This window comes from Crenobacter oryzisoli (assembly GCF_030385785.1).
GTDB classification, from domain to species: Bacteria; Pseudomonadota; Gammaproteobacteria; order Burkholderiales; family Chromobacteriaceae; genus Crenobacter_A; species Crenobacter_A oryzisoli.
This window is the reverse complement of sequence record NZ_JAUEDK010000010.1, coordinates 1-26,486: the sequence shown is the minus strand read 5'-3', so window position 1 is coordinate 26,486 and position 26,486 is coordinate 1. Positions and strand designations below refer to the sequence as shown.

The window sequence follows — 26,486 nt, the reverse complement described above, 5'->3', positions numbered from 1 at the left end:
GGGCACTGGCTAGCGCCGGCAGCGCCGCGTACCGCCCTGCTCCTCGCAGAGACGCAGATTGCCATCCTGGTCGAGTTCCAGGTATTCGGCGCCGAGCCAGGCGTGCTCCGGCCGCGGCATGGCACGCAGCCGGTACTCGCCGTCGTCGGTATTCTTGGCGCTGGTACTGAACTTGATCTCGTAGAACGGCGTACCGTCGCCGGGCAGTGCCGGCCAGGTGGTCGAATCCTGCTTGTACCCCCCCTTCTCCGCGTACCAGCGCTCCAGAAACAACCCGGCCTCGAGCAGCGCACCGCGCGCCTCGGTCTGATGGCTGCGGCGCAGCTGAGCCTGGTACGACGGGTAGGCCAGCGTCGCCAGGCCCGCGACAATCGCCAGGACGACCATCAGTTCGATCAGGCTAAAACCGCGTTGCGGCATGCTCTCTCCTTCCTAGAACAGTTCGCGCCATCCCAGCCGCAGCGGCAGCGCTTCCTCCGCTGGCGAGCTAGCCTGGACACGGCCGGCCCCATGCTCCGCAGCCGTGTCCGGCACCAGTAGATAGCTCTGTAGCGTCGCCTGGCTGTACCGGTTGCGCCCCCAGCCGCGTGCACTGATCCGGTACAGCCTCCCGCTGCGCCCCAGCTCGTCGCGATAATCGCGCTGCAGCAGTTCGATCAGATAGCGCGGGTTGGCCCACAAGGTGCCGCCCGCCAGCACGTCACCGGTGTTGCAGCGCAGGGCTGCGCGGCTGTCGAGCACCAGCTCGCGGGCATGGCCGCACGGGTGCAGCAGCGGCCAGCGCCGTCCGCCCAGCGTCACCACCTTCAGCCACGGCGGCTCACGGTCCGCCAGGCCCACCCGGCACAGGCCGCTCTGCCACCCCGCCGGGTTGGCCGGATTACGGCAGTCGTCGCTGAACAGGCCGGCCGGCCCGAACAGCTCGGCGTCCGGTTTGCCGGCTATCCCCAGTTCGCGATCGAGCCGCACCGCCTGCTGTTCGCCCCGTGCCAGCGCCGCCTCGGCTGCCTGCATGGCGTACTGGCGATCGGCCTGATTCGCGGCGATGCGGCGCTCGTTCGCCAGCCGCTGACTGCTGGTCGCGACCATCAGGCCCATCACCACCAAGAGCGGCAGGATCGCCAAGAGCGTCGAGCCGCGCTGCGCCATCAGGCAGGACATGCCGCCCCTCCGCGCCCCGCCACTCGGGTCTGGTAGCGCCGTTGCACCCCACCGCCGTCTTGCGCAGGGGCCGCTTCCTCGCTGCCGATCTCCAGGGTCACCTGCCAGAGCCGGGCAGCGGGGCACGCTCCTTCCCTGATGGGCTCCACCGTCAACGCCGTCACGCCGGGCGCCAGCTCGACCGGCCCCTGCCAACGGCCGTCGTCGCCCAGCTCGAACCGATACAGCCCCTGTCGTCCGCCGTGTCGCCCGACCACGTAGACCCGCGACACCAGCCTCAGCAGCTCCAACTGCTCGGCCGGATGCCCTACAGCCGTGCCATGTTCCAACGGTAGCGATGCACCAGACAGATCCAGCCGATAGCCGTCGGGGCCGACGCGACGGCCTATGCCTGCCGTATCGACCAGATCGGCCCGCAGGCAGCTCGCCAGCACCAGAAAGCGCGCGTCGCCGAGTCGGGTCTCCCCGCCGGTGAACCGGGCGCTCAGCCCGCGTAGGCGCCCGCCGCCGGCATCGCGCTCCAGCGCGGTCAGCACTGACCCCGCCTGGCCGTATTGCAGTCGCACCGCACCGCCACCGCTACCGAAACTGGGCGTGCCACTCCACGGCAGGCTGCCGGCCAGCGCGCCATCGGGATCGAGGGAGGCACAGCCGAAGTGGCCTGCCATGCGCAGGTCGCGCACCAACGTCGTCAACGCCAGCCGGGCATCCTGCTGCACCGCCTGCTGTCGCTCCTGAAGCAACGCGAGCCGGGCGGCGCCGAGCAGCACCGGCAACATCAGCGCAAGCAGCATCATCGCCAGCGCAAGCGTCAGCATCAGTTCGATCAGCGTACGGCCATGCTGACGACACATCACGGCCCGACCCTCAGCTGGTAGCTGCCGTAGCGCAGCGCCCCGGCCTGTCGCCCGGCAAGCCGCCACGCCACCTTCAATGTCAGCGCGCCGCCTGCGTCGCAGCCCAACGCCTGCCAGTCGGGCGGCACGGCCAGATCCTCTTCCGCACACAAGGCGGTGCGCAGCGGCGTGTCCTCGCCGAGCGCCGTCTGCAGTTGCTGCCGGAACAGTGCATGGGCCGCCTCCGGTGCCACCCCGGCCAGCACGGATTCGCGCAGCGACTCGGCATGCAGCGCCACTTGGGTCTGCAGCTCGGCATCACGCAGCTGGGCATGGCTGCGCAACTGCGTCGTCGCCAGCGCGTAGAAACCACCGGTGACCAGGGCACAGGCGATCAGGTAGTCGACCAGCGAAAAGCCCCGCTCAGCAGCCGCCACAGCCCACCTCTCCGACAGCGCACAGCCGGGCACGGCCGGCGCCGGACAGGACGAGCGGCCGACACAGCCCGGTCGCCAGGTCCTGCAGTTGGAATACCGCCGCCTCGTCGGGGAGGCCGTCGGCATCGAAGCGCAGCTGCGCCAGCGGTGCGGACACCGTCACGCCGGCCCCGAACAGCACCGCGCGCAGCCGCTCGCCCGAGTCGTACACGGCCGGGCGATTGCCGTTGGCCAGCGGGTTGTCGGCATAGACGAGCGCCCCCTCGTCCCAGACGTAGTACGCCTTGCGGTGCTTGGTGAAGCAGCCCTGCAGGTCGAGGTTGCTCTTGGCGTTGAGCGCGCACAGATAGACCGGCCGGTTGCCGCGCAGCGCCTCGCTGCGCGCGTAGTGGAGCTGGCCGGCCAGCTGCTGGCCGAGCAGGGTCAAGCGGTGACGGGCCAGCCAGGCTGGCATCGCATCGGCGGCCATCGTGACCAGCAGCGCCGCCAGCGCCATCACCAGCAGGAGTTCGAGCAGGGTGAAACCGCCACAGGGGAATACGCCTAGCCGCATTGCAATCAATGACAAATCAATATCACTGAACGATACGGGCCACCGACCGATCTGGGAATACGTGAAACTACCAGCCGAAACGAAAAACGCCGGGGCAAGCCCCGGCGTCGTCATGACAAGGAGAATCGGGCTGCGCCGCTCAGTGCGCGGCCTCCCAGCTATCGCCGGCGCCCACCTCGGCGAGCAGCGGCACCGCCAGCGTGGCAGCGCCCGCCATCAGACGCGGCAGCTCCCGCTTGATCAGTTCCAGCTCCGCGTCCGGCACCTCGAGCACCAGTTCGTCGTGCACCTGCATGATCAGCCTGGACTTCAGCCCCTGCTCGGTCAACCAGGCGTGCACCTTGATCATCGCCAGCTTGATCAGGTCGGCGGCGGTGCCCTGCATCGGCGCGTTGATCGCGGCACGCTCGGCGCCGGCGCGACGCGCGCCGTTGCTGGAGCGGATCTCAGGCAGGTACAGGCGGCGGCCGAACACCGTCTCGACATAGCCCTGCTCGCGCGCTGCGTCGCGGGTGCGCTGCATGTACTCGGCCACGCCCGGATAGCGCATGAAGTAGCGGTCGATGAATTGCTTGGCCTGGGCGTTGTCGATCTCCAGCTGGGCGGCGAGGCCATACTGGCTCATGCCGTAGATCAGCCCGAAGTTGATCGCCTTGGCGGCGCGGCGCTGGTCGGCGCTGACCGCGTCGAGCGCGACGCCGAACACCTCGGCCGCAGTGGCACGGTGGATGTCCGCACCGCTCTGGAACGCCGCGAGCAAGCCCTTGTCGCCGGACAGGTGCGCCATGATCCTGAGCTCGATCTGCGAGTAGTCGGCCGACACGATCTGGTGCCCCGGCGGCGCAATAAAGGCCTCGCGCACCCGGCGGCCCTCGGCGGTACGCACCGGAATGTTCTGCAGGTTCGGGTCGGTGCTGGCCAGACGCCCGGTCACCGCAACCGCCTGGGAGTAGGTGGTGTGCACCCGGCCGGTATCCGGGTTGATCTGCAGCGGCAGCTTGTCGGTGTACGTCGACTTGAGCTTGGCGAGGCTGCGGTTCTGCAGGATCAGCTTGGGCAGCGGATGGTCGAGCGCCAGCTTTTCCAGCACGCCTTCGTCGGTCGAGTAGCCGCCGGACGGGGTCTTCTTCACCCCCTTGGTGTCGATGCCGAGCTTGCCGAACAGGATCTCCTGTAGCTGCTTGGGCGAATTCAGGTTGAACGGTTGGCCGGCCAGCTCGTACGCCTGCTGCTCCAGCTCGACCAGCTTCAGGCCCAGCTCGTGGCTCTGCGCCGCCAGGCGCTGGCGGTCGATCAGCACACCGGTGCGCTCCATCGCGTACAGCACCACGGAGGCGGGCAGCTCGATGTCGCGGTACACGTCCATCAGCCGGCCAGCCAGCTGCGGCTTCATCGCATGGTCAAGACGCAGCGTGATGTCGGCATCCTCGGCCGAATAACGGGTGGCGGTGTCGATATCGACCTCGGCGAAGCCGATCTGCTTGGCGCCCTTGCCGCAGATCTCTTCGTAGCTGATGGTCGTCTCGCCCAAGTGCCGTTCGGCCAGGTCGTCCATATTGTGGGTGAGATGGCTCTCGATCACGTAGGACTGCAGCAGCGTGTCGTCGACGATGCCGGCAAGCTCAATGCCGTGGTTGGCCAGCACGTGGCGGTCGTACTTGAGGTTCTGGCCGAGCTTGGGCCGGTTGGCGTCTTCCAGCCACGGCTTCAACACCGCGAGCGTGGCGTCGAAGTTAAGCTGCTCGGGCACGCCGGCATAGTGGTGCGCCAGCGGCAGATAGTAGGCCAGGCCTTCCTGCCAGGCGAAGCTCATGCCGACCAGCCGCGCCGCGAACGGATCGAGGCTGGTGGTCTCGGTGTCAAACGAGACGACTGGCGCGCTGGCCAGACCGGTCAATAGCTCGTCGAGCTGAGCGGCGGTGAGCACGCAGCGGTAGTCGCGCTCGACGGTGGCCTTGACCGGCACCGGGCTAACCGGGTCGTCCCCGCCGCCGCCGAACAGCTCGGCCTGCGCGGCCTCGCCGTTGGCCGAAGCCGGCGCGACGCCACTATCGGCCAGCCACTGCTCGGCCTCCTTCAGCCAGGTGCGGAAACCATGGGTGCGGAACGCATCGGCCAGCGTGGCGGCGTCGCGCGCGCGATGCTCCAGGTCATCGAGGCCCTGCGGCAGCTCCTTCTTCAGGTCGACGTCGCACTTGATCGTCACCAGCTCGCGCGACAGCGGCAGCCGCGGCAGCGCCTCGCGCAGCTTGTCGCCGACCACGCCCTTCACCTCGGCAGCGTGTTCGATCACGCCATCGAGCGAGCCATAGGCCTCCAGCCACTTCACCGCGGTCTTCGGCCCGCACTTCTCCACCCCCGGCACATTGTCGACCTTGTCGCCGATCAGCGTCAGGTAATCGATGATCTGGGTCGGCGGCACGCCGAACTTCTCCACCACCCCGGCCTCATCGAGCGTCTCGTTGGTCATGGTGTTGACCAGCGTCACGTTCGGCGTGACCAGCTGCGCGATATCCTTGTCGCCGGTGGACACGATGACACGGAAGCCCTGCTGTTCGGCCACCGTGGCGAGGGTGCCGATCACGTCGTCGGCCTCGACCCCTTCCACCGCCAACAGCGGCCAGCCCAGCGCCTCGACCAGCTGGTGCACCGGGGCGATCTGCAGGCGCAGATCGTCGGGCATCGAGGGGCGGTTGGCCTTGTATTCCGGGTACAAATCGTCGCGAAAGGTCCTGCCTTTTGCGTCGAATATGCAGGCGCTATAATCGAACTGCACGTCCTTTTCCAGCCGCCGCAGCATGTTGACTACACCGTAGATCGCCCCGGTCGGCAGCCCCTCCGGAGAGCGCAAATCGGGCATTGCATGGAATGCCCGATACAGATAAGAAGAGCCGTCGATCAATAACAATGTTTTCATAATTAAGGGCAAACGCTATGAGCCTGTTCGAAAAACTGCCGCAAGCAAGCGACCGCCACGACGCCATGCAACGGTTCCGCTCACGCGAGGCGTGGCATGTATTGAAGGTCGTCTCGGAGATGGTCGAGTCCGGCGAAGAGCTACAGGGCATCCATCCTGCCGTCAGCATCTTCGGCAGCGCCCGTACCCCGCGCGACCATCCGCATTATAAACTCACCGAGGAAATCGCCCGCCGCCTGTCCGACTCTGGCTTCTCGGTGATCTCCGGCGGCGGCCCCGGCGTGATGGAAGCCGCCAACAAGGGGGCGTTCTACGGTACCAGCCCGTCGGTGGGCCTGAACATCGTGCTGCCGCACGAACAAAAGCCCAACGAGTATCAGGACTTGAGTGTAAAGTTCAACCACTTTTTCCCGCGCAAGGTCATGTTCGTCAAGCATGCGATCGCCTACGTGGTGATGCCCGGCGGGTTCGGGACTCTGGACGAGATGTTCGAGGCGCTGACGCTGATCCAGACCGGCAAGAGCCGCAAGATCCCGATCATCCTGGTGCACAAGCCGTTCTGGGAAGGCCTGATCACCTGGTTCCGCGAACGCCTGATCGGCGAGAAGCTGATCAATCCGGACGACCTGAACCTGCTGCTGCTGATCGACGACCCGACCGAAATCGTCGAGGCGATATTCCGCCACTACGAGAAACGCGGCTTCGAGGCGCTGCCGGAAGAACGAGAACAACTACTCAACCTGTAACACAGACAAGGACTCACCATGCGTCGCCTGCTGTTTGCCGCCCTGCTCGTCTCGGCGGCAATCCCTGCCCTCGCCGCCACCCCAGCGCCGAGCCCAACGCCCAGCACCAAGGCAGAGGTACCGCCGCCGCCGACGATCTCCGACGACAACACGGGCCCCGAGCCTGAAGTGCGCATCATTCAGAAAGGCAAGGAGAAGATCGAGGAGTACCGCATGAACGGCCATCTTTACATGGTCAAGGTGACCCCGGCGGTCGGCCCGGCGTACTACCTGATCGACGAAGAAGGCAACGGCCAGCTCAAGCAGGTCAATCCGAACCGACGCATCATCACCCCGCAGTGGGTCCTGAAGCGTTTCTGAGCGGAGTCGGCATGTCGGTTTACACCTCTGTATCCGAGTCGGCGCTTGCCGACTGGTTGCGCCGCTATTCGCTGGGCGAACTGGTCGAACTGAAGGGCATCGCCGCCGGGATCACCAACACCAACTACTTTGTCACCACCACGCACGGCCGCTATGTCTTGACGCTGTTCGAAGTGCTCAAGCTGGACGAACTGCCGTTCTATCTCGAGCTGATGAGCCACCTGGCGCGGCACGGCGTCGCCTGTCCGGCGCCGGTGGCCGACCATACCGATGCGTTCGCCTCGCTGCTCGAAGGCAAGCCGGCGTGCCTGGTGTCGTGCCTGGCGGGCGGTGACGTCGCCGCGCCGAGCCCGGTACAATGCCGCGCGGTCGGCGAAATGCTGGCGCAGATGCATCTGGCCGGCGCCACCTACCGCCGCAAAATGGACAACCCGCGCGGCCCGGCCTGGTGGAGCAAGACCGCTGAGGCGCTGTACGACAAGATGCCGGTCGTCGACGCAGCAATGCTGCGCGAGGAAGTGCACTACCAGGACAGCCACCGTTTCACCCACCTGCCCAGCGGCGTGATCCACGCTGACCTGTTCAAGGACAACGTGCTGATGGACGGCGACAAAATCGCCGGCTTCATCGACTTCTACTACGCCTGCAACGACTTCCTGCTCTACGACGTCGCGATCGCACTGAACGACTGGGCGCGCCGCAACGACGACGACATCGATTCCGACCGCGCCCGCGCGCTGATCGAAGGCTACCAGTCCGTGCGCCCCTTCAGCGCCGACGAGGTCAAGGCCTGGCCGGTGATGCTGCGCGCCGGCGCGCTGCGCTTCTGGGTGTCGCGCCTGCTGGACTTCTACCATCCGGCCGATGGCGAGCTGACCTTCATCAAGGACCCCGGCGTGTTCCAGCGGCTGATCGCCCACCACCGCGACCGCACCGATTTCTGGCTGTAACCCACCCGGTTCCCGCCCGAGCACTTCGGCCAACCCTGCCCACCCGGCTAGGTTGGCCGAAGCCGTTTTGAAGCCGCGCCAGCCGGTTCCATTCGCCACGAACCCCACAACGCGAAACGCAGCAGGGAGTTCGCGGCACAGAGCAGCCGCGCCTCAGTCTGTCTCGTCGAGAAAGGCCGCCAAGCCGCGCGTCACCACCTTCTCGCGGTGCATCACCCGATAGAGCGGCCGATGCAGCGCCGGCAGCGGCGCGTCAACCTCTACCAGCGTGCCGGCTGCCAAGAGGTCGGCGATCACCACGCGTGACAGGCAGCTCACCCCCATGCCGGCCGCGACCAGGTGCTTGATCGCCTCGGAGTGGCCGATCTCCAGCGCCACCGGCAGCGCGCCGAGTTCGGGCAGCAACAGCCGTTCGACCTCCTCGCGGGTGCCCGAGCCGGCTTCGCGAAGGATCCACTGCGCCTCGGCCAGTTCGGCCAGGCTCACCGGCCGGTGCGCGAGCGGATGCCCGGCACCGACGAACACCGCCAGCTCGTCGTCGCGCCATGGCGTCACCCGCAAGTCCGGGTGGTGGCACGGCCCTTCGATGAAGCCGACATCGACGGCGAACGCCGCCACCGCCTCGACGATGTCGTGGGTGTTCGCCACCTCGAGCTCGACCCGCGCGTCCGGACGGGCGGCGCGAAATCGCGCCAATTGCGCCGGCAGCAGGTAGTTGGCGACGGTCGTGCTGGCGCCGAGCCGCAACGCGACCGCCGCGCCGTCGAACAGCTGCTCGATGCCGCGGGCGCCGTCGAGCAGCGCACGCGCCGGTGACAGCAGCAGACGGCCATGCTCGTTCAATAGCAGCCGACGCCCCACCCGATCGAACAGCGTTACCCCCAGGTCGTTTTCCAGCGACGCCAGTGCCTGGCTCGCCGCCGACTGGGTCAGCGCCAGCGTGTCGGCCGCGCGCGTCACCGTGCCGGCATCGGCCACCGCAATGAACACTTCCAGTTCGCGCAGCGTCAGTCGCATCGTCATCGCCTTCCCTCCCTAGCCCCACCGGCGTTCATATATCAGTTTTACTAATTGTTTCTATGAATTTTATCCGTTTTTCTACTTAACAATGTGCGCGTATCGTTCGGGCATCACCAGATAGAATTTTTGGAAATAAACATATGAACAAATTCCGAGAACGTTTACCGGGCCTGGCGCTGGTGCTGACGCTGGCCGTAGCGGCCCTGTTTGCAGCCGACCTGCCGCTGTTCCAGCATCTTGGCTTGTCGGCACTGACGCTCGCCATCGTCGGTGGCATGCTGATCGGCAACACCGTCTACCCGCGCGTCGCCGTCGCCAGCCATCACGGCGTGGCGTTCTCGAAACAGACGCTGCTGCGCCTGGGCATCATCCTGTTCGGTTTCAAGCTGACCTTTCAGGATATCGCTGCGGTCGGCGTCGCCGGCATCGTCATCGACGCACTGGTACTGACCAGCACCTTCACGCTCGCGTACTGGCTGGGCCGCAAGGTGTTCGGTCTGGACGAGCAGAGCGTGATCCTGATCGGCGCCGGCAGCTCGATCTGCGGCGCGGCGGCGATCCTCGCCACCGAGCCGGTCGTGAAGGCCCAGGCCGAGCGGGTGGCGGTGGCGGTCGCCACCGTGGTGGTGTTCGGCACGCTGGCGATGTTCGTCTATCCGCTGCTGTACGATGCGGCACGCCAGTTCGGCCTGCTCGGCGACAGTACCTTCGCCTTCGGCATCTTCACCGGCTCGACGGTACACGAGGTGGCACAGGTGGTGGCCGCCGGTCGCGCGGTCAGCGAAGAGGCCGCGACCAGCGCGGTGATCACCAAGATGATCCGGGTGATGATGCTCGCCCCGTTCCTGGTGATGCTGTCGGCGTGGCTGGCGAAGAAGCACGACGGCGGGCGGGCCGAAGCGAGCCGCATCACCATCCCGTGGTTCGCGGTGGGCTTCCTGGCCGTGGCAGGGTTCAATTCGCTCAACCTGCTGCCGGCGGCGGCGGTCGGCGGCCTCGTGAAAGCCGACAACCTGCTGCTCGCAATGGCGATGGGCGCGCTGGGTCTGACCACGCACGTATCGGCGATCCGCCAGGCCGGCATCAAGCCGCTGGCACTGGCGGCGATCCTGTTCGCCTATCTGGTGGTCGGCGGGGCGGCGATCAATGTGGGCGTGACTGCACTGCTGCACTGAGAGCCTGCTTACGATCTGCTCCGTTTGATCTTCTAGGATTTGGGTGATCCTGCGTTGGAATGGTGCCCAACATGCTCATGTACTCCAAGTACATTCCGCTGTTTCGCGCCATTTCGCCCGGGCGATCCCTTCGTTCGCGAGATCGTAAACAGGCTCTGCGCCCCCTATGGGCTCTCGTCGGGCTGGCCGAAGCGACGCGCGGCTTCTACGCTGGAGCATGAGACGGTGTCATACCGCTGTCCGGAGAACCACCATGCTACTGACCATCCGCTTCGACAACTTCCTCGGCCTCGACAGCCATCTGGGCCCCCTGCTGCAGCTGACCGGTAACGGCCTGACCGGCCACTGGCGCCGGCTGGAAAACGGCAGCACACATTTTCCGCAGAGCGGCGACTACACCGGCGACGAGGCCGGTATCTCACTCAGCGACGCCGCCGGCGTGCGCATCGGCGAACTAGTGGGCCTGACCGCCGATGCGGTCGAACAGGGCGACCACGGCGAGGCGAGCTTCAGCTACCCGCAACTGCCCGGCAGCGCCGACTGGCATGTCGAGGGCGCCGAGAGCTGAGCCTCGCTCTGGATCGCCCGAGGCGATCTACTAACCCAAGCAGTCCACCAGCGAGGTCCCCGCCCCAGGCGCTTTGCCCCGACAGGGTAGATGCAAGACAGCGCAGGGAAGAGAGCGGGTTCAGAGAATCGGCGCGAACAGTCGCGCCAGACTCATCGCCACCCGCCGCCATAACGTTAGCCGCGCGTAGCGACTCGCGTCGACCGGGTCGGCCAGCGCGAAGTCCGTCACGAGCATCGCCTCGACCTCGGCGGCAAAGCCGCGGTCGACGGTAGCGACCATCAGTTCGAAGTTGAGCCGGAACGAGCGGTTGTCGAGATTGGCGCTGCCGATGATCGCAATCTCGTCGTCGACCAGCACCACCTTCTGGTGCAGGAAACCGGGCCGGTAGGTGTACATCTGCACGCCGGCGCGCGCCGCCTCGTACGCGTAGAGGCGCGATGCGAGGAACACCATCCGGTGGTCCTTGCGGCTCGGGATCAGGATCTTCACCTCGACGCCACGCAACAGCGCCAGCCGCAGCGCCGCCGACACCGCCTCATCCGGCACGAAGTAGGGGCTGGTCAGCCAGATGCGGCGCTGCGCCGCATTGATCGCCTCGACGAACAGCAGCGAGCCCGTTTCCAGCCGGTCGGCCGGGCCGCTCGGCACCACCTGGCAAAGCATCGTGCCCCCGTCGGCCTTGCGCGGCTGATGCAACAGCGGCAGCTTGCCGGTGGCGGCGTACCAGTCCTCGGCGAAGCTCAGCTGCAGGATCGCCGCGGCCGGGCCGGTCACCTCGATATGCGTGTCGCGCCACGGCGCGAGCGGCGGCTTCAGGCCCAGGTATTCGCAGCCGACATTGTGGCCGCCGACATAGGCGGTCTTGCCGTCGATCACCACCAGCTTGCGGTGGTTGCGGAAATTCACCTGGAAGCGGTTGACGAAGCGCCGCGTCACCGCGAACGGCTGCACGTCGACCCCGCCCTGCTCCAGGCTCTCCAGATACGACTTGGGCAGCGCATGGCAGCCGATGCTGTCGTAGAGGAAGTACACATGCAACCCCTCGGCGGCGCGCTCCAGCAGCGCCTGCTGCAGCGCCTGGCCGAGCATGTCGTCGTGCACGATGAAGAACTGCACGATTACACTGTGCCGCGCGGCGGTGATCGCCGCGAGGATCGTCGTGAACGTGGCCTCGCCGTTGATCAGCAAGCGCACCCGGTTGTGACCGGTGGTCGGCGAGCGGCCCAGCCGCGACAGCGTGCGTATGCACGACTGCGGCGCCTCCACCGCCAGCTCGGCGGACACCGACTCCGGCGACGGCCAGTCATTTCGGCCAACCTGTCGGTACATCTGCTCAATCACATAGCGACGCGCGGTCACGTAGTCGGCGAAACGGCGCCGCCCCAGGAACAGATAGGGCAGCAACGTCAGATACGGCATCATCACCAGCGCGACCACCCAGGCGACCGCCCCTTGCGAGGTCCGCACCGTCAGCGCCGCGTGCACCGCCGCCACTGCGCCGGTCAGGTGCACCACCAACAGGATCAGGCTGAAATCGAGCAGGCCAAGATGCAGCATAAAATTCGTTCGCAATCGAGGACAGGGTAATTCGATTGTACGCACAGCCGGGCGGGCAAAACAAAGCCGCCCGGACTTGCCGGGCGGTTTGCAACGGGTCAGGCCGAACGGCCTAGCACGGGCAGCGGCCGTTGCCCTTGCCGAATCGCGCTTCCTGGCAGGCGCGGAAGAACTCGTCCCGCGTCATCACCGGCGCATCCGGGTTGAAGCGGCGGCGCCGCGCCACGTAGGCGTCGTAGTCCTTCACCCCGACCATCAACCGGGCGGTCGCGACCGCTTGGCGCATCAGCTTAAGCATGCCCCCCCTCCTCGCGGTACACCGCCGGCACTTCCTTGACGGTCGGCCAGCGCACCGCCAGCGCCTGCCGCGCAACGCGCAGCGCGAACAGCGCCATCGCAATCACCACCGCCATAAAGAGTGCGATCAGTACCGCATCGACGTAATCGTTGAAGACGATGCGCTGCATCTCGGCCAACGACTTGGCCGGGGCCAGCACCTGGCCCTGGGCATACGCCGCCGAGAACTTGTCGGCATGCGCTAGGAAGCTGATCTTCGGGCTGGCCGAGAACAGCTTCTGCCAGCCGGCGGTCAGCGTCACCAGCAGAATGCCCAGTGCCGGCACCAGGGTCACCCATACGTGACGCACCTTCTGCATCTTCACCAGCACCACGGTGGCTAGCATCAGCGCGATGCCGGCCAGCATCTGGTTGGCGATGCCGAACAGCGGCCATAGCGTGTTGATGCCGCCGAGCGGGTCGATCACGCCCTGGTAGAGGAAGTAGCCCCAGCTCGCCACCGCAAGACCAGTCGCCAGCAGGTTGGCGATCAGCGACTCGGTGTGGGCGAGCGGTTTGACGAAGGTGCCGAGCAGATCCTGGAACATGAAGCGCAGCGCGCGGGTGCCTGCATCGACTGCGGTCAGGATGAACAGCGCCTCGAACAGGATGGCGAAGTGGTACCAGAACGCCATCATCGCCTTGCCGCCGATGACCTGATGCAGGATGTGCGCCATGCCCACCGCCAGCGTCGGCGCGCCGCCGGCGCGCGACAGGATGGTGGTCTCGCCGACGTCACGCGCCACCTGGTTGAGCATGTCCGGCGTCACCACGAAACCCCAGCCGGAAATCACCTGGCTCGCCTCCTGCACGGTGTGGCCCACCACAGCGGCGGGGCTGTTCATCGCGAAGTAAACGCCCGGGTCGATCACGCTGGCAGCGATCAGCGCCATGATCGCGACGAAAGACTCCATCAGCATCGCGCCGTAGCCGATCGGGCGGATATGCACCTCGTTCTCGACCATCTTCGGCGTAGTGCCCGACGACACCAGCGCGTGGAAGCCCGATACCGCGCCGCAGGCGATGGTGATGAACAGGAACGGGAACAGGGAGCCTGCGAATACCGGGCCGGTGCCGTCGATAAAGCGGGTCACCGACGGCATTTGCAGGTTCGGCAGCACCACCACGATGCCGACCGCCAGGCCGACGATGGTGCCGATCTTCAGGAAGGTCGACAGGTAGTCGCGCGGCGCCAAGAGCAGCCACACCGGCAGCACCGAAGCAACGAAGCCGTAGCCGATCAGCGCCCAGGCGAGCGCGGTGCCGCTATAGGTAAACAGCGGCGCGATGTCCGGGTTGGCCGCCACCTTGCCGCCATAGACGATAGCCAGCATCAGCAGCACGAAACCGAACACCGACACCTCGCCAATCTTGCCTGGTCGGATGAAGCGGGTATACACGCCCATCAGCAGCGCGATCGGGATCGTCATCGCGATGGTGAACGTGCCCCACGGGCTGCCCATCAGCGCCTTCACGACGACCAGCGCCAGCACCGCCAGGATGATCACCATGATCATCAGTACGCCGATCGAAGTGACGAGACCGGCGATAGGGCCGAGTTCGGCGCGTACCATGTCGCCCAGCGACTTGCCGTCGCGCCGGGTCGACATGAACAGCACCATCATGTCCTGCACCGCGCCGGCGAATACCACGCCGGCGAGGATCCACAAGGTGCCCGGCAGGTAGCCCATCTGCGCGGCGAGCACCGGGCCGACCAGCGGGCCCGCCCCGGCGATCGCGGCGAAGTGATGGCCGAACAGCACGCTCTTGTTGGTCGGCACGTAGTCGAGGCCGTCGTTATGGCGCTCGGCCGGGGTCAGCCGCTTGCCGTTGAGCTCCATCACCGACTCAGCGATGAAGCGGCTGTAGAAACGGTAGGCGATCAGGTACACCGACACCGCAGCCACCACCACCCACACCGCGTTGACCGTCTCGCCCCGTTCGAGCGCAAGCACGGCGAAGGCGGCGGCGCCGGCCAGGGCGACCACCAGCCAGATCAGCCAGTTCTTCGTTTGGTTCATGAATTTCCCCTTAAGGTCTTCTTTGCAGGACAAGGATTCGAACGGCCTCGGGCAAGGCTTTAAGCCAATGGAATCTTGTAACAAATTGTTACTACGGGAAGGTGACAGAAACAAGAGATCCTGCGCCCTATTTATAGTCCCAAGCGACGGTTTACCGGGCTCGCGTTACCATTGCGGGGTTGCCAGCAGGGAAATTCACCATGAACCAACAGATTTTTCTGGTCGAGGACGACGAGCGCCTCGCCGAACTGGTGTCGGCCTACCTCACCAAGCACGGCTACGGCGTCACTGTCCATCCGCGCGGCGACACCGCCGAAGCGGCGATCCTCGAGACCAAGCCCGACCTGGTGATCCTGGACGTGATGCTGCCAGGCAAGGATGGCTTCGAGGTGTGCAAGGGGCTGCGCCCGCACTATGCCGGGCTGATCCTGATGATGACCGCACGCGACGACGAGATCGACGAGATCCTCGGCCTGGAGCTCGGCGCCGACGACTACCTGGCCAAGCCGGTCGAGCCGCGCCGGCTGCTGGCGCGGGTGCGCGCGCTGCTGCGCCGCGCCGGCGAGCACGAGGGAGGGAGCAGCGACGACCGCGCGCTGAGTTTCGGTCGCTTCAGCATCAGCCAGGCCACCCGCGAAGCGACGCTTGACCACGCGCCGATCGAGCTGACCACCGCCGAGTTCGACCTGTTGTGGCTGCTGGCGAGCCAGGCGGGCCTGGTACTGTCGCGCGACGACATCATGAACGCGCTGCGCGGTATCGGCTTCGACGGACTGGACCGCTCGATCGACGCGCGCATCTCGCGGCTGCGCAAGAAGCTCGACGACAACCCGGACAGCCCGACCCGCATCAAGACGGTGCGCGGCAAGGGCTACCTGTTCAGCAAGAGCGACTGGGAATAGATCGACTCCCCTGCTGGCGTTGTTGCGCTGCCTTGCCGTCCTCCTTCGTTCTGTCTTCGGCTGCGCGCCTGGCCAGGACCGCGACGCGGGGTTTCGCTAGCCGCTCTCCGCCTTTAATGCCAACTATTTCTTGATCGTCTCCCCCCATGCCGCTGAAGAAGAATCCGCTGAAGACCAGCCTGCCGCAGCTGCCCTCGCTGACCTGGGTGTTCATCCGCTACTACGTGCTGGCGGTGGCGGCGCTGGTGATCATGATCTCCGGGGTCGGCATCGTGGTCGACCGGCTGTACAGCCATATGGAGGAGGACAACGCCAAGAGCTTCATGGCCGGCACGGTGCGGCTGATCGAGAAGGAGTACCTGCAGGCGCCGGAGAGTGAATGGCCGCAGGTGACGCACCGGCTGCGCCGCAGCTTCGTCTACCCGATCAGCCTGGAGCCGCTCGATCGCTTCGCCGGCCAGAAGTCGGTATACCGGGACCTGCGCGAGCACACCACGGTGATCGACCTGAACGAGCTGGTGCTCTACTACCGCATCGGCATGAGCGATCAGGTGTTGAAGCTCGGCCCGCTGACCGAAGCGTTCGGCAACAAGCGCACCGAGCTGATCCCGGCCGAGTTGCAGGCGCAGATGATCAGCTGGTTGCTGACCGGCCTCGGCTTCGGGCTGTTGCTGTTCCTGTGGCTGCTGCCCCTGTGGCGCGACCTGGTCGCCGTGCGCGACACCGCCAAGCGCCTGGCCGACGGCAACCTCGCGGCACGCGCGCCGGCCGCTCACAGCCTGCTGTTCGCGCCGCTGGAGCGCGCGCTCAACGGCATGGCCGAGCGCATCGAGGTGCAGGTCGAGACACGCCAGGCGCTGTCGCACGCGGTCGCGCACGAGATTCGCACCCCGATCGCGCGGCTGCGCTTCGGCCTGACCATGCTCGACGAGGCCGAAACGCCGGCCGAGCACGCCAGCTACCGTCAGGGCCTCAACCGCGACATCGACGAACTCGAAGAGCTGGTCAACGCCAGCCTCGCCTACGCGCGGCTGGACCGCGGCGAGGTGAAGCTGGAGAAAGAGCCGGTCGAGCTGGCCGAATGGCTGATCGACCTGGTGCAGCTGGTCGAACCCATCGTGCCGCCGGGCGTGCACATCAGCCTCGACGCCGCGCCGTACCAGGTCGAGTTCGACCGCAAGCTGATGTACATCGCCACCCGCAACCTGCTAATCAACGCGGGCAAATACGCCCGCGAGCAGGTGAAACTGACGCTGGAGCCGGTCGGGCTCGACTATCGCATCGTGGTCGACGACGATGGCCCGGGCATCCCGCCCGAAGAGCGCGAGCGCATCTTCGAGCCATTCGCACGGCTCGACCGCAGCCGTGACCGCACCACCGGCGGCTACGGCCTGGGACTGTCGTTCGTGCGATTGATCGCGGTGCACCACGGCGGCAGGGTGTTCGCCGAAAACTCGCCGCTCGGCGGCGCCCGCTTCGTGCTGCTACTGCCACGTCACTTGAGCGATCGCGCTTAATAGCAGAGGCGGTACTTTCAACAAGCGATACCGTCGTCATTAGTCGTGATTATTCATCGCGTTAATAAATAACGGCCGGTTACATGGCGTAACAAAATTCTTCGCAATCGGGTATAAGTACCCCCTATATACTGGCACCGTCACCTTTGTACTGAGCACCCGATGTCCGTCCTGCGCGATACACCAGCCACCTTGCTGATCCACGGTCTAGGCGGCACCGCCTATGATCTGGGCGAGGTGCCGCGCACGCTCGAGTCGCTCGGCCATACCGTTTACCTGCCGACCCTGCCCGGCCACGCCGGCGAACCGCGCGACCTGTTGAAGGTCGGCGCACGCGACTGGCTCACCTGCATCACCGATCAGTACCGGGAACTGCGCAAGCAGCACAGCGTGGTGCACCTGGGCGGCCTGTGCCTGGGCGCGCTCTTGGCGCTCGAGGTAGCTAAGCGCGAGCAGCACCGCGACCGGCTGCTCCTGATGGCGCCGACGGTGTTCCTCGACGGCTGGGCCCTGCCGAAGATCACCTGGATGCGCCACCTGGTGTACCGGCTCGGCTCCCTGGCCGAACGGATGCGTATCGACGAGAGCGAACCCTACGGCATCAAGAACGACCGGTTGCGCAGGATCGTGCGCTCGCGCTTCAGCCGTGGCGACCGCTTCCACTACCCTTACGTGCCGCTGGCGACGATCCGCGAGGTCGACCGGCTGCGCAGCTGGGTGCGTCGCGGCCTCGGCAAGCTCGCCTGCCCGACCCTGCTGGTCTACGCCCGCGAGGACGAGATCACCAGCCCACGCTCGGCGCACTACCTGAGCCACCGGCTCGGCGGCGCCCTGGAGACGCTGGCACTGGCCGACAGCTACCACATGCTCACTGTCGACAACGAGCGTGCGCTGCTCAACCAGCGCGTGCACGCGTTCATGGCGACCGAGACAGCGCACCGCTGACCCCGGCCGTTCCGCGCCACGACATCCACCGGCAAGCTCTGCCTCCGACACGGAGGCATCCTGCATGCCGCTTTCCGCCCTTTGCCCCGCCCGGAAGGATTGATTTCCCCCTCGGTGGACCGCATCCCGCTTCCTGCCACATTCGGCCACCATTGGCCGAAACCCACTGAATTCGTTGTTTTTTTCCGGAAAGCGCCACGGCCGGCTCGCGTTTGTGCCGCACCAGGCTTACAATGGCGAATATGTTAGCCACACTAACAATACCGTGAAAAACGATAATTCCCGTATCCAGGCACCCTCCGCCGCCTCACTCAAGGGATTGCCGTGGATCGCCGCGATGGCGCTGTTCATGCAGACGCTCGACGCGACCATTCTGAATACTGCCCTTCCCTCGATGGCCGCGAGCCTCGCGCGCTCGCCTTTGGAAATGCAGTCGGCGGTGATCAGCTACGCGCTGACCGTCGCACTGCTGATCCCGGTCAGCGGCTGGCTGGCCGACCGCTACGGCACCCGCCGCGTGTTCATGATCGCCGTCGCCCTGTTCACCGTCGGCTCGCTCGCCTGTGCGCTGTCGCCGACGCTCGGCCTGCTGGTCGCCGCACGGGTACTGCAGGGCATCGGCGGCGCGATGATGATGCCGGTGGCGCGCCTCGCGCTGATCCGCGCCTTCCCGCGCTCCCAGCTGCTCGGCGTGATGAACTTCGTCACCATGCCGGGGCTGGTCGGCCCGGTGGTCGGCCCGCTCTTGGGCGGTTGGCTGGTCGAGGCAGCGAGCTGGCACTGGGTGTTCCTGATCAACCTGCCGATCGGCGTGGCCGGCATCTGGTACGCCCGGCGCATCATGCCCGACTTTACCTCCCCGGTCGGTCGGCTCGACGTCACCGGCTTCGCGCTGTTCGGCGGCGGTCTGGTGATGGTGTCGCTGGGGCTGGAGCTGCTCGGCGAGGCGGCCGGATCGCGCCCGCTGGCGCTGGGGCTGGCCGCACTGGGCCTGGCGATGCTCGGCGGCTACGTCCGCCATGCCCGCCTCACCACCAGCCCGTTAGTCGGGCTGGGGCTGTTCAAGCGGCGCACCTTCTGGATCGGCATCGCCGGCAACCTGGCGAGCCGGCTCGGCACCGGCGGCATCCCGCTCTTGCTGCCGTTGATGTTGCAGGTGGCGTTCCACCACTCGGCCGCGGCGGCCGGCTGGATGCTGGCGCCGGTAGCGCTGGCGGCAATCGCCGCCAAGTCGCGGGTGACGCCGCTGATCGAGCGGCTCGGCTACCGCCGCATTCTGATCGGAAACACCTTGGCGCTGGCAGTCGCCACCGCGCTGTTCGCACTGGCCGGCCCGGACACGCCGCTCTTGCTGTTGATTCCGCTGCTGGCGCTGTACGGCGCGATCAACTCGGTGCAGCTGACCAGCATGAACACGCTGGTGCTCGCCGACCTGAAGCCGAGCGAGGTCAGCTCCGGCAACGGCATGCTGGCGGTGGCGCAACAACTGGCAATCAGCTTCGGCATCGCGGTCAGCGCCGCGCTACTCAACGGCTACAAGGGCAGCGACTGGCTGGCCGGCGCCGACTTGTCACGCGCGTTCCAGGCCACCTTTGTCACCCTTGGCCTGATCACCTCGGCGTCGACGCTGTTGTTCCTGCGCCTGAAGCAGGGCGACGGCAACACGCTGACCAGCAAGGCCGCCCAGCCGCAACGGCCGGTGGAACTGCAGGAACAGCACGGCTGACCCGCTCGGCTCCCCATTAACGCAACAGCCCCGCGACCGTCACCCCGCGGGGCTGTTGCCATGTCAGACCAGACTTAGGGCCGAACGGCTTACGGCGTCGGCACCGCCATACCGCGCTGGAAGGCGGTACGCAGTGACAGCGTGTCGAACCAGCGCTGCACGTGCGGGTACTCGGCGAGGCAGATGTTCTGCCACTCGTGGCGCGCTGCCCATGGGTAGAGCGCGATGTCCGCAATCGACAACTCCTCGCCCGCGACGAAGGTGCGCTGTGACAGCGCGCGGTCGAGCACGCGGTACAGGCGCTTGGCCTCGTCGTTGTAGCGCTGCTGCGCGTACGGCACCGGCTCGGGCGCGAAACGGTTGAAGTGATGGGCCTGACCGAGGAAGGGGCCGAAACCGCCCATCTGGAACATCAGCCACTGCAGTACCTCGTAACGCGCGGCGCCGTCCTTGGGCAGCAGCTTGCCGGTTTTCTCGGCCAGGTAGATCAGGATCGCGCCCGACTCGAACACGCTGATCGGCTTGCCGTCCGGACCGTCGCTGTCGACCAGAGCCGGAATCTTGTTGTTCGGGCTGATCGCCAGAAACTCCGGCGAAAACTGCTCGTGCTGACCGATATTGACGGTATGCACCTGGTAGGGCAGATCCAGCTCCTCCAACATGATCGAGATCTTGCGCCCGTTCGGGGTGCCCCATGTATACAGCGTAATCATGCTTGCTCCACTCAATAAACAAAGCCGGCGACCGAACCACTCGGCGTGGGCATGTCGACGGCGTCAACGATTATCCTTGTACTTCAATGCTAGCGCAGTCGGGCCGGAACTGGCTGCGCGGCGCCAACGCGGTAGAATGCCGTATCGTCCGAACTTTACCGATTGCCGATATCCCGCCATGAGCCAGCCCGATTCCACCCTCGTCAAAGCCTTCCTGCTCGATCTGCAAAACCGCATCTGTTCCGCACTGGAAGGCGCCGACGGCCGCGCCCGCTTTGTCGAGGACGCGTGGAGCCGCGGCAACGACACCGGCGGCGGGCTGACCCGGGTGCTGACCGCCGGCCAGGTGTTCGAGCAGGCCGGCGTCAATTTCTCGCACGTGAGCGGCGATGCGCTGCCGGCGTCGGCCACCGCGCACCGTCCGGAACTGGCCGGCCGCCGCTTCGAGGCGATGGGTGTGTCGCTGGTGATGCACCCGGAAAACCCCTTTGTCCCGACCAGCCATGCCAACGTGCGCTTCTTCATCGCCGAGAAGGACGGTGAAGCACCGGTTTGGTGGTTCGGCGGCGGCTTCGACCTGACCCCGTACTACGGCTTCGAGGAAGACGTGGTGCACTGGCACCGCACTGCGCACGATCTGTGCGCGCCGTTCGGTGCCGACGTCTACCCGAAGTACAAGAAGTGGTGCGACGAGTACTTCTTCCTGAAGCATCGCGGCGAGGCGCGCGGGGTCGGTGGGCTGTTCTTCGACGACCTGAACCAGCCCGACTTCGACCAGAGTTTCTCGTTCATGCAGGCGGTCGGCAACGGCTACCTCGACGCCTACCTGCCTATCGTCGAGAAGCGCAAGGACACCGCGTGGGGCGAGCGCGAGCGGCAGTTCCAGCTGTACCGGCGCGGCCGCTACGTCGAATTCAATTTGGTCTGGGACCGCGGCACGCTGTTCGGCCTGCAGACCGGCGGGCGCACCGAGTCGATCCTGATGTCGATGCCGCCGTTGGTCCGCTGGGAATACGGCTACCAGCCGGAGCCGGGCAGCCCCGAGGCGGCGCTGACCGAGCGCTTCCTGCCGGTGCGCGACTGGATTTGACCCAGCACTAGGCCGGCAAGATCAGGCGCTGCCCGCGGGCAGCGCCTTTTGCATCGAGGAGCGCCAGGCCGGCACCGGCCGTGGCGGCAGCAGTCTGAAAGGGGATCAGCGATGCGGCTCGCGGCCGAGCTTGGCAAGCACGCGCTCGCCATAGCCGGCGGCATCGGCGATCGTCACCGGCGGCAGGCCGGCGTCGGTCTGCTGGATATTGAGCAACGCCAACCGTTTCAGGCCGCGCTCACGCTTCTGTGTGTCGAGGCCTTCGAGCTGGCCCACCAGCGCCAGCGCCTCGCGGCGCGCTTCCAGTTCCGGCGGCAGATAGCCGGCTCGCTTGAGCACCTGGTACGCCATCCTCGATTCTGCCGGTACGCGCGACCAATCCTCCCAGTCCAGCGGTGCGCCGGCACCGGGCAGATGATCGAATTCGCCGCGCGCCTGTGCCTCGCGGATGCGCTCCTCGGCCAAGCGGTCGAACAGATCCATGATCGGGCTCCCGTGATGTAACGCCGTGAACCGAACCCTGCCGGATCGCGATGCGGGGCTCTGTCAGCGACACTTAAAGTGTAACGCGCAGCTGCACTCGTCGATACGGCGGCTTATACTGGCGGCCATTGCCCCCTCGTCCCGAGCCATGTCTCTGCTGCGCCGCTGCCTTGCCCTGATCCTGTGCCTGCCGATAGCGCCACTGGCGCACGCCGTCAGCCAACTCCATCGGCCCCTGCCGGAAAACCGCATCCCAACGGAGCTCCGGCCGTTCATCCCGGACGGTTACGGGGTGATCGAGCTGCTTCACAGTGACCTGGACGGCGATGGCCGGCCCGATTACCTGTTGGTGCTGGAACGCGCAGAGGATGTCGCCCCCGGCGACTTCCGTTCCGGCCAGCGGCCGCTGTTGATCGTCGAGCGGCAGAAGAACGGTTCGCTGAAACTCGTCGCCCGCAACGACCATGTGGTGTATTGCTCAAGCTGCGGCGGCATGATCGGCGACCCCTTCGTCAGCATTGCGCTCGGCCGCGGCCGCTTCAGCATTCACCAGTACGGTGGCAGCGCCTGGCGCTGGAGCACCGACTACAGCTTTGTCTGGTCGGCTGGCAGCTGGCTGCTCGCCTCGGTGGACGAAACCAGCTTTCTCTCCGGCGAACCGGAGCAGGCCACCAGCCACCACTACGAGTGGCCACGCGACATCGGCCGCCTCGAACTGTCCACCTTCAACCCGGAAACCTGGCGCGGCCGCGGTCCGCGTTAAGAGCCTGTTCACGATCTCGCGAACGAAGGGTCAGCCAAGGCGAAATGACGTGAAAAAGCGGAATGTACATGGAGTACATGAGCACGTTGAGCGTCATTTCAACGCAGGATCACCCGAGTGCAGCTGATCGTGAACAGGCTCTAAGACGCCGCCGAGCCGTCCGGGCCCGCCTTCATCGCGGCCTTGAAACCCTGCATGAAATCCTTGAACGGGCCGTCGGACAGCGGCGTGAACAGCTCGCTCTTGCGCTCCTGAAGCAGCACCTCGCCGAACAGCTTCAGCCCCACCGCCAGCTGGGCGGCGGTGTCGGCGTCCCAGCGACCGCTGGCGCGCACCCGCTCGACGATGCCGAACAGCTCGTCGTGGCTGACCGCCTCGAAACTGAACGGCGTGTCGGAATGCGCTCCAGCGTCGAGCGGCTCGACGGTGATGCGGTAACGGTGACCCTTCATCTGTTTTCCTTTCCGATCGCGGTACGCCATGCTGCCAAAAACAAAAACGGGGGCTCACGGCCCCCGTTGGTCTGTACTGCCTGATTACAGTGCCAGTGCGGCAATCGCGTCCTTGGCGTCGGCGATGGCGCGCTTGCGGTTTTCCTCGCCCATGTTGACGGTCTCGGCGCGGACGAACTCGACGTCGGTGATGCCGAAGAAGCCCATCACGGTCTTCAGGTAGTCTTCCTGGAAGTCCATCAGGCGGCCCTGCTCGCTGCTGTACGAACCGCCGCGGCTGGAGGCGACGATCACCTTCTTGCCGCCGGCCAGGCCTTCCGGGCCGGTCTCGGTGTACTTGAAGGTGCGGCCGGCAGCGGCCACGCGGTCAATCCAGGCCTTCAGCTGCGACGGGATCGAGAAGTTGTACATCGGGGCGCCGATCACCACCACGTCGGCGGCCAGGAATTCGCTGATCAGCTCTTCGGTCAGTGCACGCTCGGCACGTTGCTTGGCGTTCCAGTCCGATTCCGGCATGAAGCCGGCGCCGAGGATCTCGCCCGACAGGTGGGCAATCTCGTTGGCGGCCACGTCGCGGTGGTTGACGGTCGCATTGGCGTGCTTGGCCTTGACGGCTTTCACCAGCTCCGCGGTCAGAAGACGCGAGACCGAGTTGTCGCCGAGTACGCTGGAGTCGATGTGCAGCAGTTTCATGGTGTGTGTCCTTCTTGGTCGTTGAGCTGGCGTTGCAGCGATGAGTGCATAGTAGGGAATTGCCCCAATCGCCACTAGACGGCCAAAATCGGAAACATTGTTCCACTGGTAGAACAACGATGCGTGACCTCAACGACCTCTATTACTTCGCCAAGGTGATCGAGCACGGCGGCTTCAACGCCGCCAGCCGGACGCTCGGCATCCCTAAGTCGCGGCTATCGCGGCGCGTCGCCGACCTGGAAGAGCGGCTCGGCGTGCGGCTGCTACAGCGCACCACCCGGCGCCTGGCGCTGACCGAGGTCGGCACCAGCTACCTCGCCCACTGCCAGGCGATGTTGGCCGAAGCCGATGCCGCCGACGAGGCGATCGCTCGGGTCCAGGCCGAGCCGCGCGGCCAGATCCGCGTCAGCTGCCCGGAGCTGCTGGCCAAGACGCTGCTAGCCCCGGCGCTGACCCGTTATATGCAGCGCCACCCGCAGGTGCGGGTATGGCTGGAGATCACCAATCGGCGCGTCGACCTGATCGAGGAAGGCATCGACGTGGCGCTGAGGGTGCGCAACCAGATCGAGGACAGCGCCAGCCTGGTGGCGCGGCGCATCGGCATCAGCCGGGTGGTGACGATCGCCAGCCCCGCCCTGCTCGCCGAATACGGCACGCCGACCTGCCCGGCCGAGCTGGCGCGCTTTCCGGCGCTGGTGATGCAGCGCCCGGACGGACGCGGCCAGTGGAGCCTGATGGATGCCGGCGGCCACGAGCACACCGTGCTGTTCGACGCGCCGCGGCTGATCAGCGACGACATGGTGCTACTGGCCGAGGCGGCGATCGGTGGCCTCGGCGTGGCGATGCTGCCGTCGCTGGTCTGCGAGGGCGCGCTGAACGATGGCCGGCTGGTGACGCTGCTGCCAGCGTTCGAGGCCCCCGGCGGCATCCTGCACGCGGCGTTTCCGAGCCGGCGCGGCCTGATACCGGCGGTGCGCAGCTTTATCGACTTCCTGGCCGCCGAGCTGATCCCGTCCGACCATCCGGGCTACCAGCGGCTCGGCGGACCAAGCTCCGCCTCGGCCGGAGAACCATAACCAGGAAGCGTTTGCCGCCTCTTATCGGGCAAGAAAACAGTGCTAAGACACGCCGCTCTTATGCCCTGAGGGAATTAACATGGGACAAACTTTCACATCAAAGCCCGCGACAGCTGGGGCCCGGGGCCAGTAGAATACGGTTTTCGATTTTTATTCAGGCGATTAGCGAATGGCAACGATGGCGACCGAGCGCGTGTTGAGCGTCCACCACTGGAATGACACTCTGTTCAGTTTCAAGACCACCCGAGACGAGTCCCTGCGTTTCGAGAACGGCCAATTCGTGATGATCGGCCTGGAAGTGAACGGCCGGCCGCTGATGCGTGCCTATAGTATCGCCAGCCCGAACTACGAAGAACATCTGGAATTCTTCAGCATCAAGGTGCAGGACGGCCCGCTGACCTCGCGACTGCAGCACCTGAAAGTCGGCGACGACATTTTGGTCAGCCGCAAGCCGACCGGCACGCTGGTGGTATCCGACCTGAACCCCGGCAAGCACCTCTACCTGCTGTCGACCGGCACCGGCCTCGCGCCGTTCATCAGCGTGATCCAGGACCCGGAAACCTACGAGCACTTCGACAAGGTGATCCTGGTGCACGGCGTGCGCAACGTCAACGAACTGGCGTACCAGGACCTGATCGAGAACCTGCTGCCGAACAACGAGTTCTTCGGCGAGATGGTGCGCGAGAAGCTGATCTACTACCCGACCGTGACCCGCGAGCCGTACAAGAACAACGGTCGCCTCACCGACCTGATGAAGAGCGGCAAGCTGTTCGCCGACATCGGCCTGCCGCCGATCAACCCGCAGGACGACCGCGCGATGCTGTGCGGCAGCCCGGCGATGCTGAAGGACACCGCCGAGATGCTCGACAGCTTCGGCCTGACCGTGTCGCCGCGCATCGGCGAGCCGGGCGACTACGTGATCGAGCGCGCCTTCGTCGAGAAGTAAGCCCGTTCGGCCACCCCTGGTCCCGCAAAGAGCCCCGCGATGCGGGTAATGCCGTTCACTTAAGCCGTTCAGTCCAATGAAATGGACGCCCCACCCAGTAGCGGCATCGGTGTGCCAGAGTGGAAGCGTCATCCACCACTCGAATGGAAGGGGCGTCCACTATGAACATTACGACAGTTGGTATCGATCTGGCGAAGGGCGAAGAATCTGTTTCAGGTTCATGGGGTCAATGAACAAGGCAGGACTGTTCTCAAGAAGCTACTTAAACGTGACCAGATGGCAAGCTTCTTTGCGAATCTGCCTCCCTGCCTGATTGGCATGGAAGCTTGTGGCAGTGCTCATCACTGGGCACGGAAGCTGCGGAGCTTGGGCCACACGGTACGCTTGATGGCGCCCCAGTTCGTGAAGCCTTACGTAAAGACCAACAAGAACGATATGGCCGATGCCGAGGCCATCTGTGAAGCCGTGGCTCGACCAAATATGCGCTACGTTCCGGTCAAAAGCATGGAGCAGCAAGCGGTGTTGGCATTACATCGAGTT

General features: G+C 65.8%; 27 protein-coding genes and 1 pseudogene. 14 read left to right on the top strand and 14 right to left on the bottom strand.

The window, feature by feature from the left end; genetic code table 11:
• Window positions 1-9 precede the first annotated feature (9 nt).
• The 6 genes from QU481_RS07705 to polA all read right to left on the bottom strand — a co-directional run bounded on the left by QU481_RS07705 (window position 10) and on the right by polA (window position 5,904).
• On the bottom strand, window positions 10-420 hold the full coding sequence (locus QU481_RS07705; protein WP_289829356.1) for a type IV pilin protein: 411 nt from the start codon (window positions 418-420) through the stop codon (window positions 10-12).
• Between the two features lie 12 nt (window positions 421-432).
• Window positions 433-1,161, bottom strand: a complete 729-nt coding sequence (locus QU481_RS07700) for a pilus assembly PilX family protein (RefSeq protein WP_289829355.1) — start codon at window positions 1,159-1,161, stop codon at window positions 433-435.
• On the bottom strand, window positions 1,149-2,018 hold the full coding sequence (locus QU481_RS07695; RefSeq protein ID WP_289829354.1) for a PilW family protein: 870 nt from the start codon (window positions 2,016-2,018) through the stop codon (window positions 1,149-1,151). The genes QU481_RS07700 and QU481_RS07695 overlap by 13 nt, the downstream gene beginning before the upstream one ends.
• Window positions 2,015-2,434 carry a type IV pilus modification PilV family protein gene (locus QU481_RS07690; RefSeq protein ID WP_289829353.1) on the bottom strand — a complete coding sequence of 140 codons (420 nt, stop codon included), beginning with the start codon at window positions 2,432-2,434 and terminating at the stop codon, window positions 2,015-2,017. Before QU481_RS07690 ends, QU481_RS07695 begins: the two co-directional genes overlap by 4 nt.
• Window positions 2,421-3,002 carry a GspH/FimT family pseudopilin gene (locus QU481_RS07685; protein WP_289829352.1) on the bottom strand — a complete coding sequence of 194 codons (582 nt, stop codon included), beginning with the start codon at window positions 3,000-3,002 and terminating at the stop codon, window positions 2,421-2,423. Before QU481_RS07685 ends, QU481_RS07690 begins: the two co-directional genes overlap by 14 nt.
• 124 nt (window positions 3,003-3,126) lie before the next feature.
• Entirely contained in the window at window positions 3,127-5,904 is a 2,778-nt protein-coding gene (gene polA / locus QU481_RS07680; protein ID WP_289829351.1) for a DNA polymerase I, read from the bottom strand.
• Window positions 5,905-5,921: 17 nt separating this feature from the next.
• On the opposite strand from polA, the gene QU481_RS07675 reads away from it, so the two are divergent.
• The 3 genes from QU481_RS07675 to QU481_RS07665 are packed head-to-tail and all read left to right on the top strand — an operon-like array spanning window position 5,922 to window position 7,960.
• A complete protein-coding gene (locus tag QU481_RS07675) occupies window positions 5,922-6,650 on the top strand; it encodes an LOG family protein (RefSeq protein WP_289829350.1) in 729 nt (242 codons plus the stop codon).
• 18 nt (window positions 6,651-6,668) lie between these two features.
• Complete coding sequence (locus tag QU481_RS07670; RefSeq protein WP_289829349.1) at window positions 6,669-7,010, top strand: DUF2782 domain-containing protein; 342 nt, start codon at window positions 6,669-6,671, stop codon at window positions 7,008-7,010.
• Between the two features lie 11 nt (window positions 7,011-7,021).
• A complete protein-coding gene (locus QU481_RS07665; RefSeq protein WP_289829348.1) occupies window positions 7,022-7,960 on the top strand; it encodes a homoserine kinase in 939 nt (312 codons plus the stop codon).
• A gap of 153 nt (window positions 7,961-8,113) precedes the next feature.
• Here the strand turns inward: QU481_RS07665 and QU481_RS07660 are convergent, their stop codons facing one another.
• On the bottom strand, window positions 8,114-8,983 hold the full coding sequence (locus QU481_RS07660; protein WP_289829347.1) for a LysR family transcriptional regulator: 870 nt from the start codon (window positions 8,981-8,983) through the stop codon (window positions 8,114-8,116).
• Window positions 8,984-9,120: 137 nt separating this feature from the next.
• Between QU481_RS07660 and QU481_RS07655 the strand changes: the two genes are divergently transcribed.
• Window positions 9,121-10,155, top strand: a complete 1,035-nt coding sequence (locus tag QU481_RS07655) for a YeiH family protein (protein ID WP_289829346.1) — start codon at window positions 9,121-9,123, stop codon at window positions 10,153-10,155.
• A 253-nt stretch (window positions 10,156-10,408) separates the two neighbouring features.
• On the top strand, window positions 10,409-10,723 hold the full coding sequence (locus QU481_RS07650; RefSeq protein ID WP_289829345.1) for a hypothetical protein: 315 nt from the start codon (window positions 10,409-10,411) through the stop codon (window positions 10,721-10,723).
• A gap of 120 nt (window positions 10,724-10,843) precedes the next feature.
• Here QU481_RS07650 and cls read toward each other — a convergent pair whose 3' ends face one another.
• From cls to QU481_RS07635, 3 genes are all read right to left on the bottom strand, one after another.
• Window positions 10,844-12,283, bottom strand: coding sequence for a cardiolipin synthase (gene cls / locus QU481_RS07645; RefSeq protein ID WP_289829344.1), 1,440 nt, complete (start codon window positions 12,281-12,283; stop codon window positions 10,844-10,846).
• Between the two features lie 112 nt (window positions 12,284-12,395).
• Window positions 12,396-12,581, bottom strand: coding sequence for a YbdD/YjiX family protein (locus QU481_RS07640; RefSeq protein WP_289829343.1), 186 nt, complete (start codon window positions 12,579-12,581; stop codon window positions 12,396-12,398).
• Window positions 12,574-14,640 carry a carbon starvation CstA family protein gene (locus QU481_RS07635; protein ID WP_289829342.1) on the bottom strand — a complete coding sequence of 689 codons (2,067 nt, stop codon included), beginning with the start codon at window positions 14,638-14,640 and terminating at the stop codon, window positions 12,574-12,576. Before QU481_RS07635 ends, QU481_RS07640 begins: the two co-directional genes overlap by 8 nt.
• Window positions 14,641-14,840: 200 nt before the next feature.
• Here QU481_RS07635 and QU481_RS07630 point away from each other — a divergent pair, with 200 nt between their 5' ends.
• The 4 genes from QU481_RS07630 (at window position 14,841) to QU481_RS07615 (ending at window position 19,730) form a co-directional block, all read left to right on the top strand.
• Window positions 14,841-15,542, top strand: a complete 702-nt coding sequence (locus QU481_RS07630; RefSeq protein WP_289829341.1) for a response regulator — start codon at window positions 14,841-14,843, stop codon at window positions 15,540-15,542.
• Window positions 15,543-15,688: 146 nt separating this feature from the next.
• Complete coding sequence (locus tag QU481_RS07625; protein WP_289829340.1) at window positions 15,689-17,059, top strand: ATP-binding protein; 1,371 nt, start codon at window positions 15,689-15,691, stop codon at window positions 17,057-17,059.
• 162 nt (window positions 17,060-17,221) lie between these two features.
• Window positions 17,222-18,004 (top strand): alpha/beta hydrolase, encoded by a 783-nt coding sequence (locus QU481_RS07620; protein WP_289829339.1) that lies wholly within the window; start codon window positions 17,222-17,224, stop codon window positions 18,002-18,004.
• A 265-nt stretch (window positions 18,005-18,269) separates the two neighbouring features.
• Window positions 18,270-19,730, top strand: coding sequence for an MFS transporter (locus QU481_RS07615; RefSeq protein ID WP_289829338.1), 1,461 nt, complete (start codon window positions 18,270-18,272; stop codon window positions 19,728-19,730).
• A gap of 89 nt (window positions 19,731-19,819) precedes the next feature.
• On the opposite strand, the gene QU481_RS07610 is transcribed toward QU481_RS07615, so the two are convergent.
• The gene (locus tag QU481_RS07610) at window positions 19,820-20,443 is read right to left on the bottom strand and encodes a glutathione S-transferase N-terminal domain-containing protein (RefSeq protein WP_289829337.1); all 624 of its coding nucleotides are present in this window, start codon (window positions 20,441-20,443) and stop codon (window positions 19,820-19,822) included.
• A gap of 178 nt (window positions 20,444-20,621) precedes the next feature.
• Between QU481_RS07610 and hemF the strand changes: the two genes are divergently transcribed.
• Window positions 20,622-21,533 (top strand): oxygen-dependent coproporphyrinogen oxidase, encoded by a 912-nt coding sequence (gene hemF / locus QU481_RS07605; protein ID WP_289829336.1) that lies wholly within the window; start codon window positions 20,622-20,624, stop codon window positions 21,531-21,533.
• A gap of 105 nt (window positions 21,534-21,638) precedes the next feature.
• On the opposite strand, the gene QU481_RS07600 is transcribed toward hemF, so the two are convergent.
• The gene (locus tag QU481_RS07600) at window positions 21,639-22,016 is read right to left on the bottom strand and encodes a DnaJ family domain-containing protein (protein WP_289829335.1); all 378 of its coding nucleotides are present in this window, start codon (window positions 22,014-22,016) and stop codon (window positions 21,639-21,641) included.
• Between the two features lie 148 nt (window positions 22,017-22,164).
• Between QU481_RS07600 and QU481_RS07595 the strand changes: the two genes are divergently transcribed.
• Window positions 22,165-22,779, top strand: coding sequence for a hypothetical protein (locus QU481_RS07595; RefSeq protein WP_289829334.1), 615 nt, complete (start codon window positions 22,165-22,167; stop codon window positions 22,777-22,779).
• A 140-nt stretch (window positions 22,780-22,919) separates the two neighbouring features.
• On the opposite strand, the gene QU481_RS07590 is transcribed toward QU481_RS07595, so the two are convergent.
• Together QU481_RS07590 and QU481_RS07585 are read right to left on the bottom strand one after the other, a co-directional pair.
• Entirely contained in the window at window positions 22,920-23,231 is a 312-nt protein-coding gene (locus QU481_RS07590; protein ID WP_289829333.1) for a DUF3861 domain-containing protein, read from the bottom strand.
• Window positions 23,232-23,315: 84 nt separating this feature from the next.
• Entirely contained in the window at window positions 23,316-23,924 is a 609-nt protein-coding gene (locus tag QU481_RS07585; protein ID WP_289829332.1) for an FMN-dependent NADH-azoreductase, read from the bottom strand.
• A gap of 119 nt (window positions 23,925-24,043) precedes the next feature.
• Here QU481_RS07585 and QU481_RS07580 point away from each other — a divergent pair, with 119 nt between their 5' ends.
• From QU481_RS07580 to QU481_RS07570, 3 genes and pseudogenes are all read left to right on the top strand, one after another.
• Complete coding sequence (locus QU481_RS07580; protein ID WP_289829331.1) at window positions 24,044-25,000, top strand: LysR substrate-binding domain-containing protein; 957 nt, start codon at window positions 24,044-24,046, stop codon at window positions 24,998-25,000.
• A gap of 169 nt (window positions 25,001-25,169) precedes the next feature.
• Window positions 25,170-25,946, top strand: a complete 777-nt coding sequence (locus tag QU481_RS07575) for a ferredoxin--NADP reductase (protein ID WP_289829330.1) — start codon at window positions 25,170-25,172, stop codon at window positions 25,944-25,946.
• Window positions 25,947-26,107: 161 nt separating this feature from the next.
• Window positions 26,108-26,486: pseudogene (locus tag QU481_RS07570) on the top strand (IS110 family transposase); the annotation flags it as partial.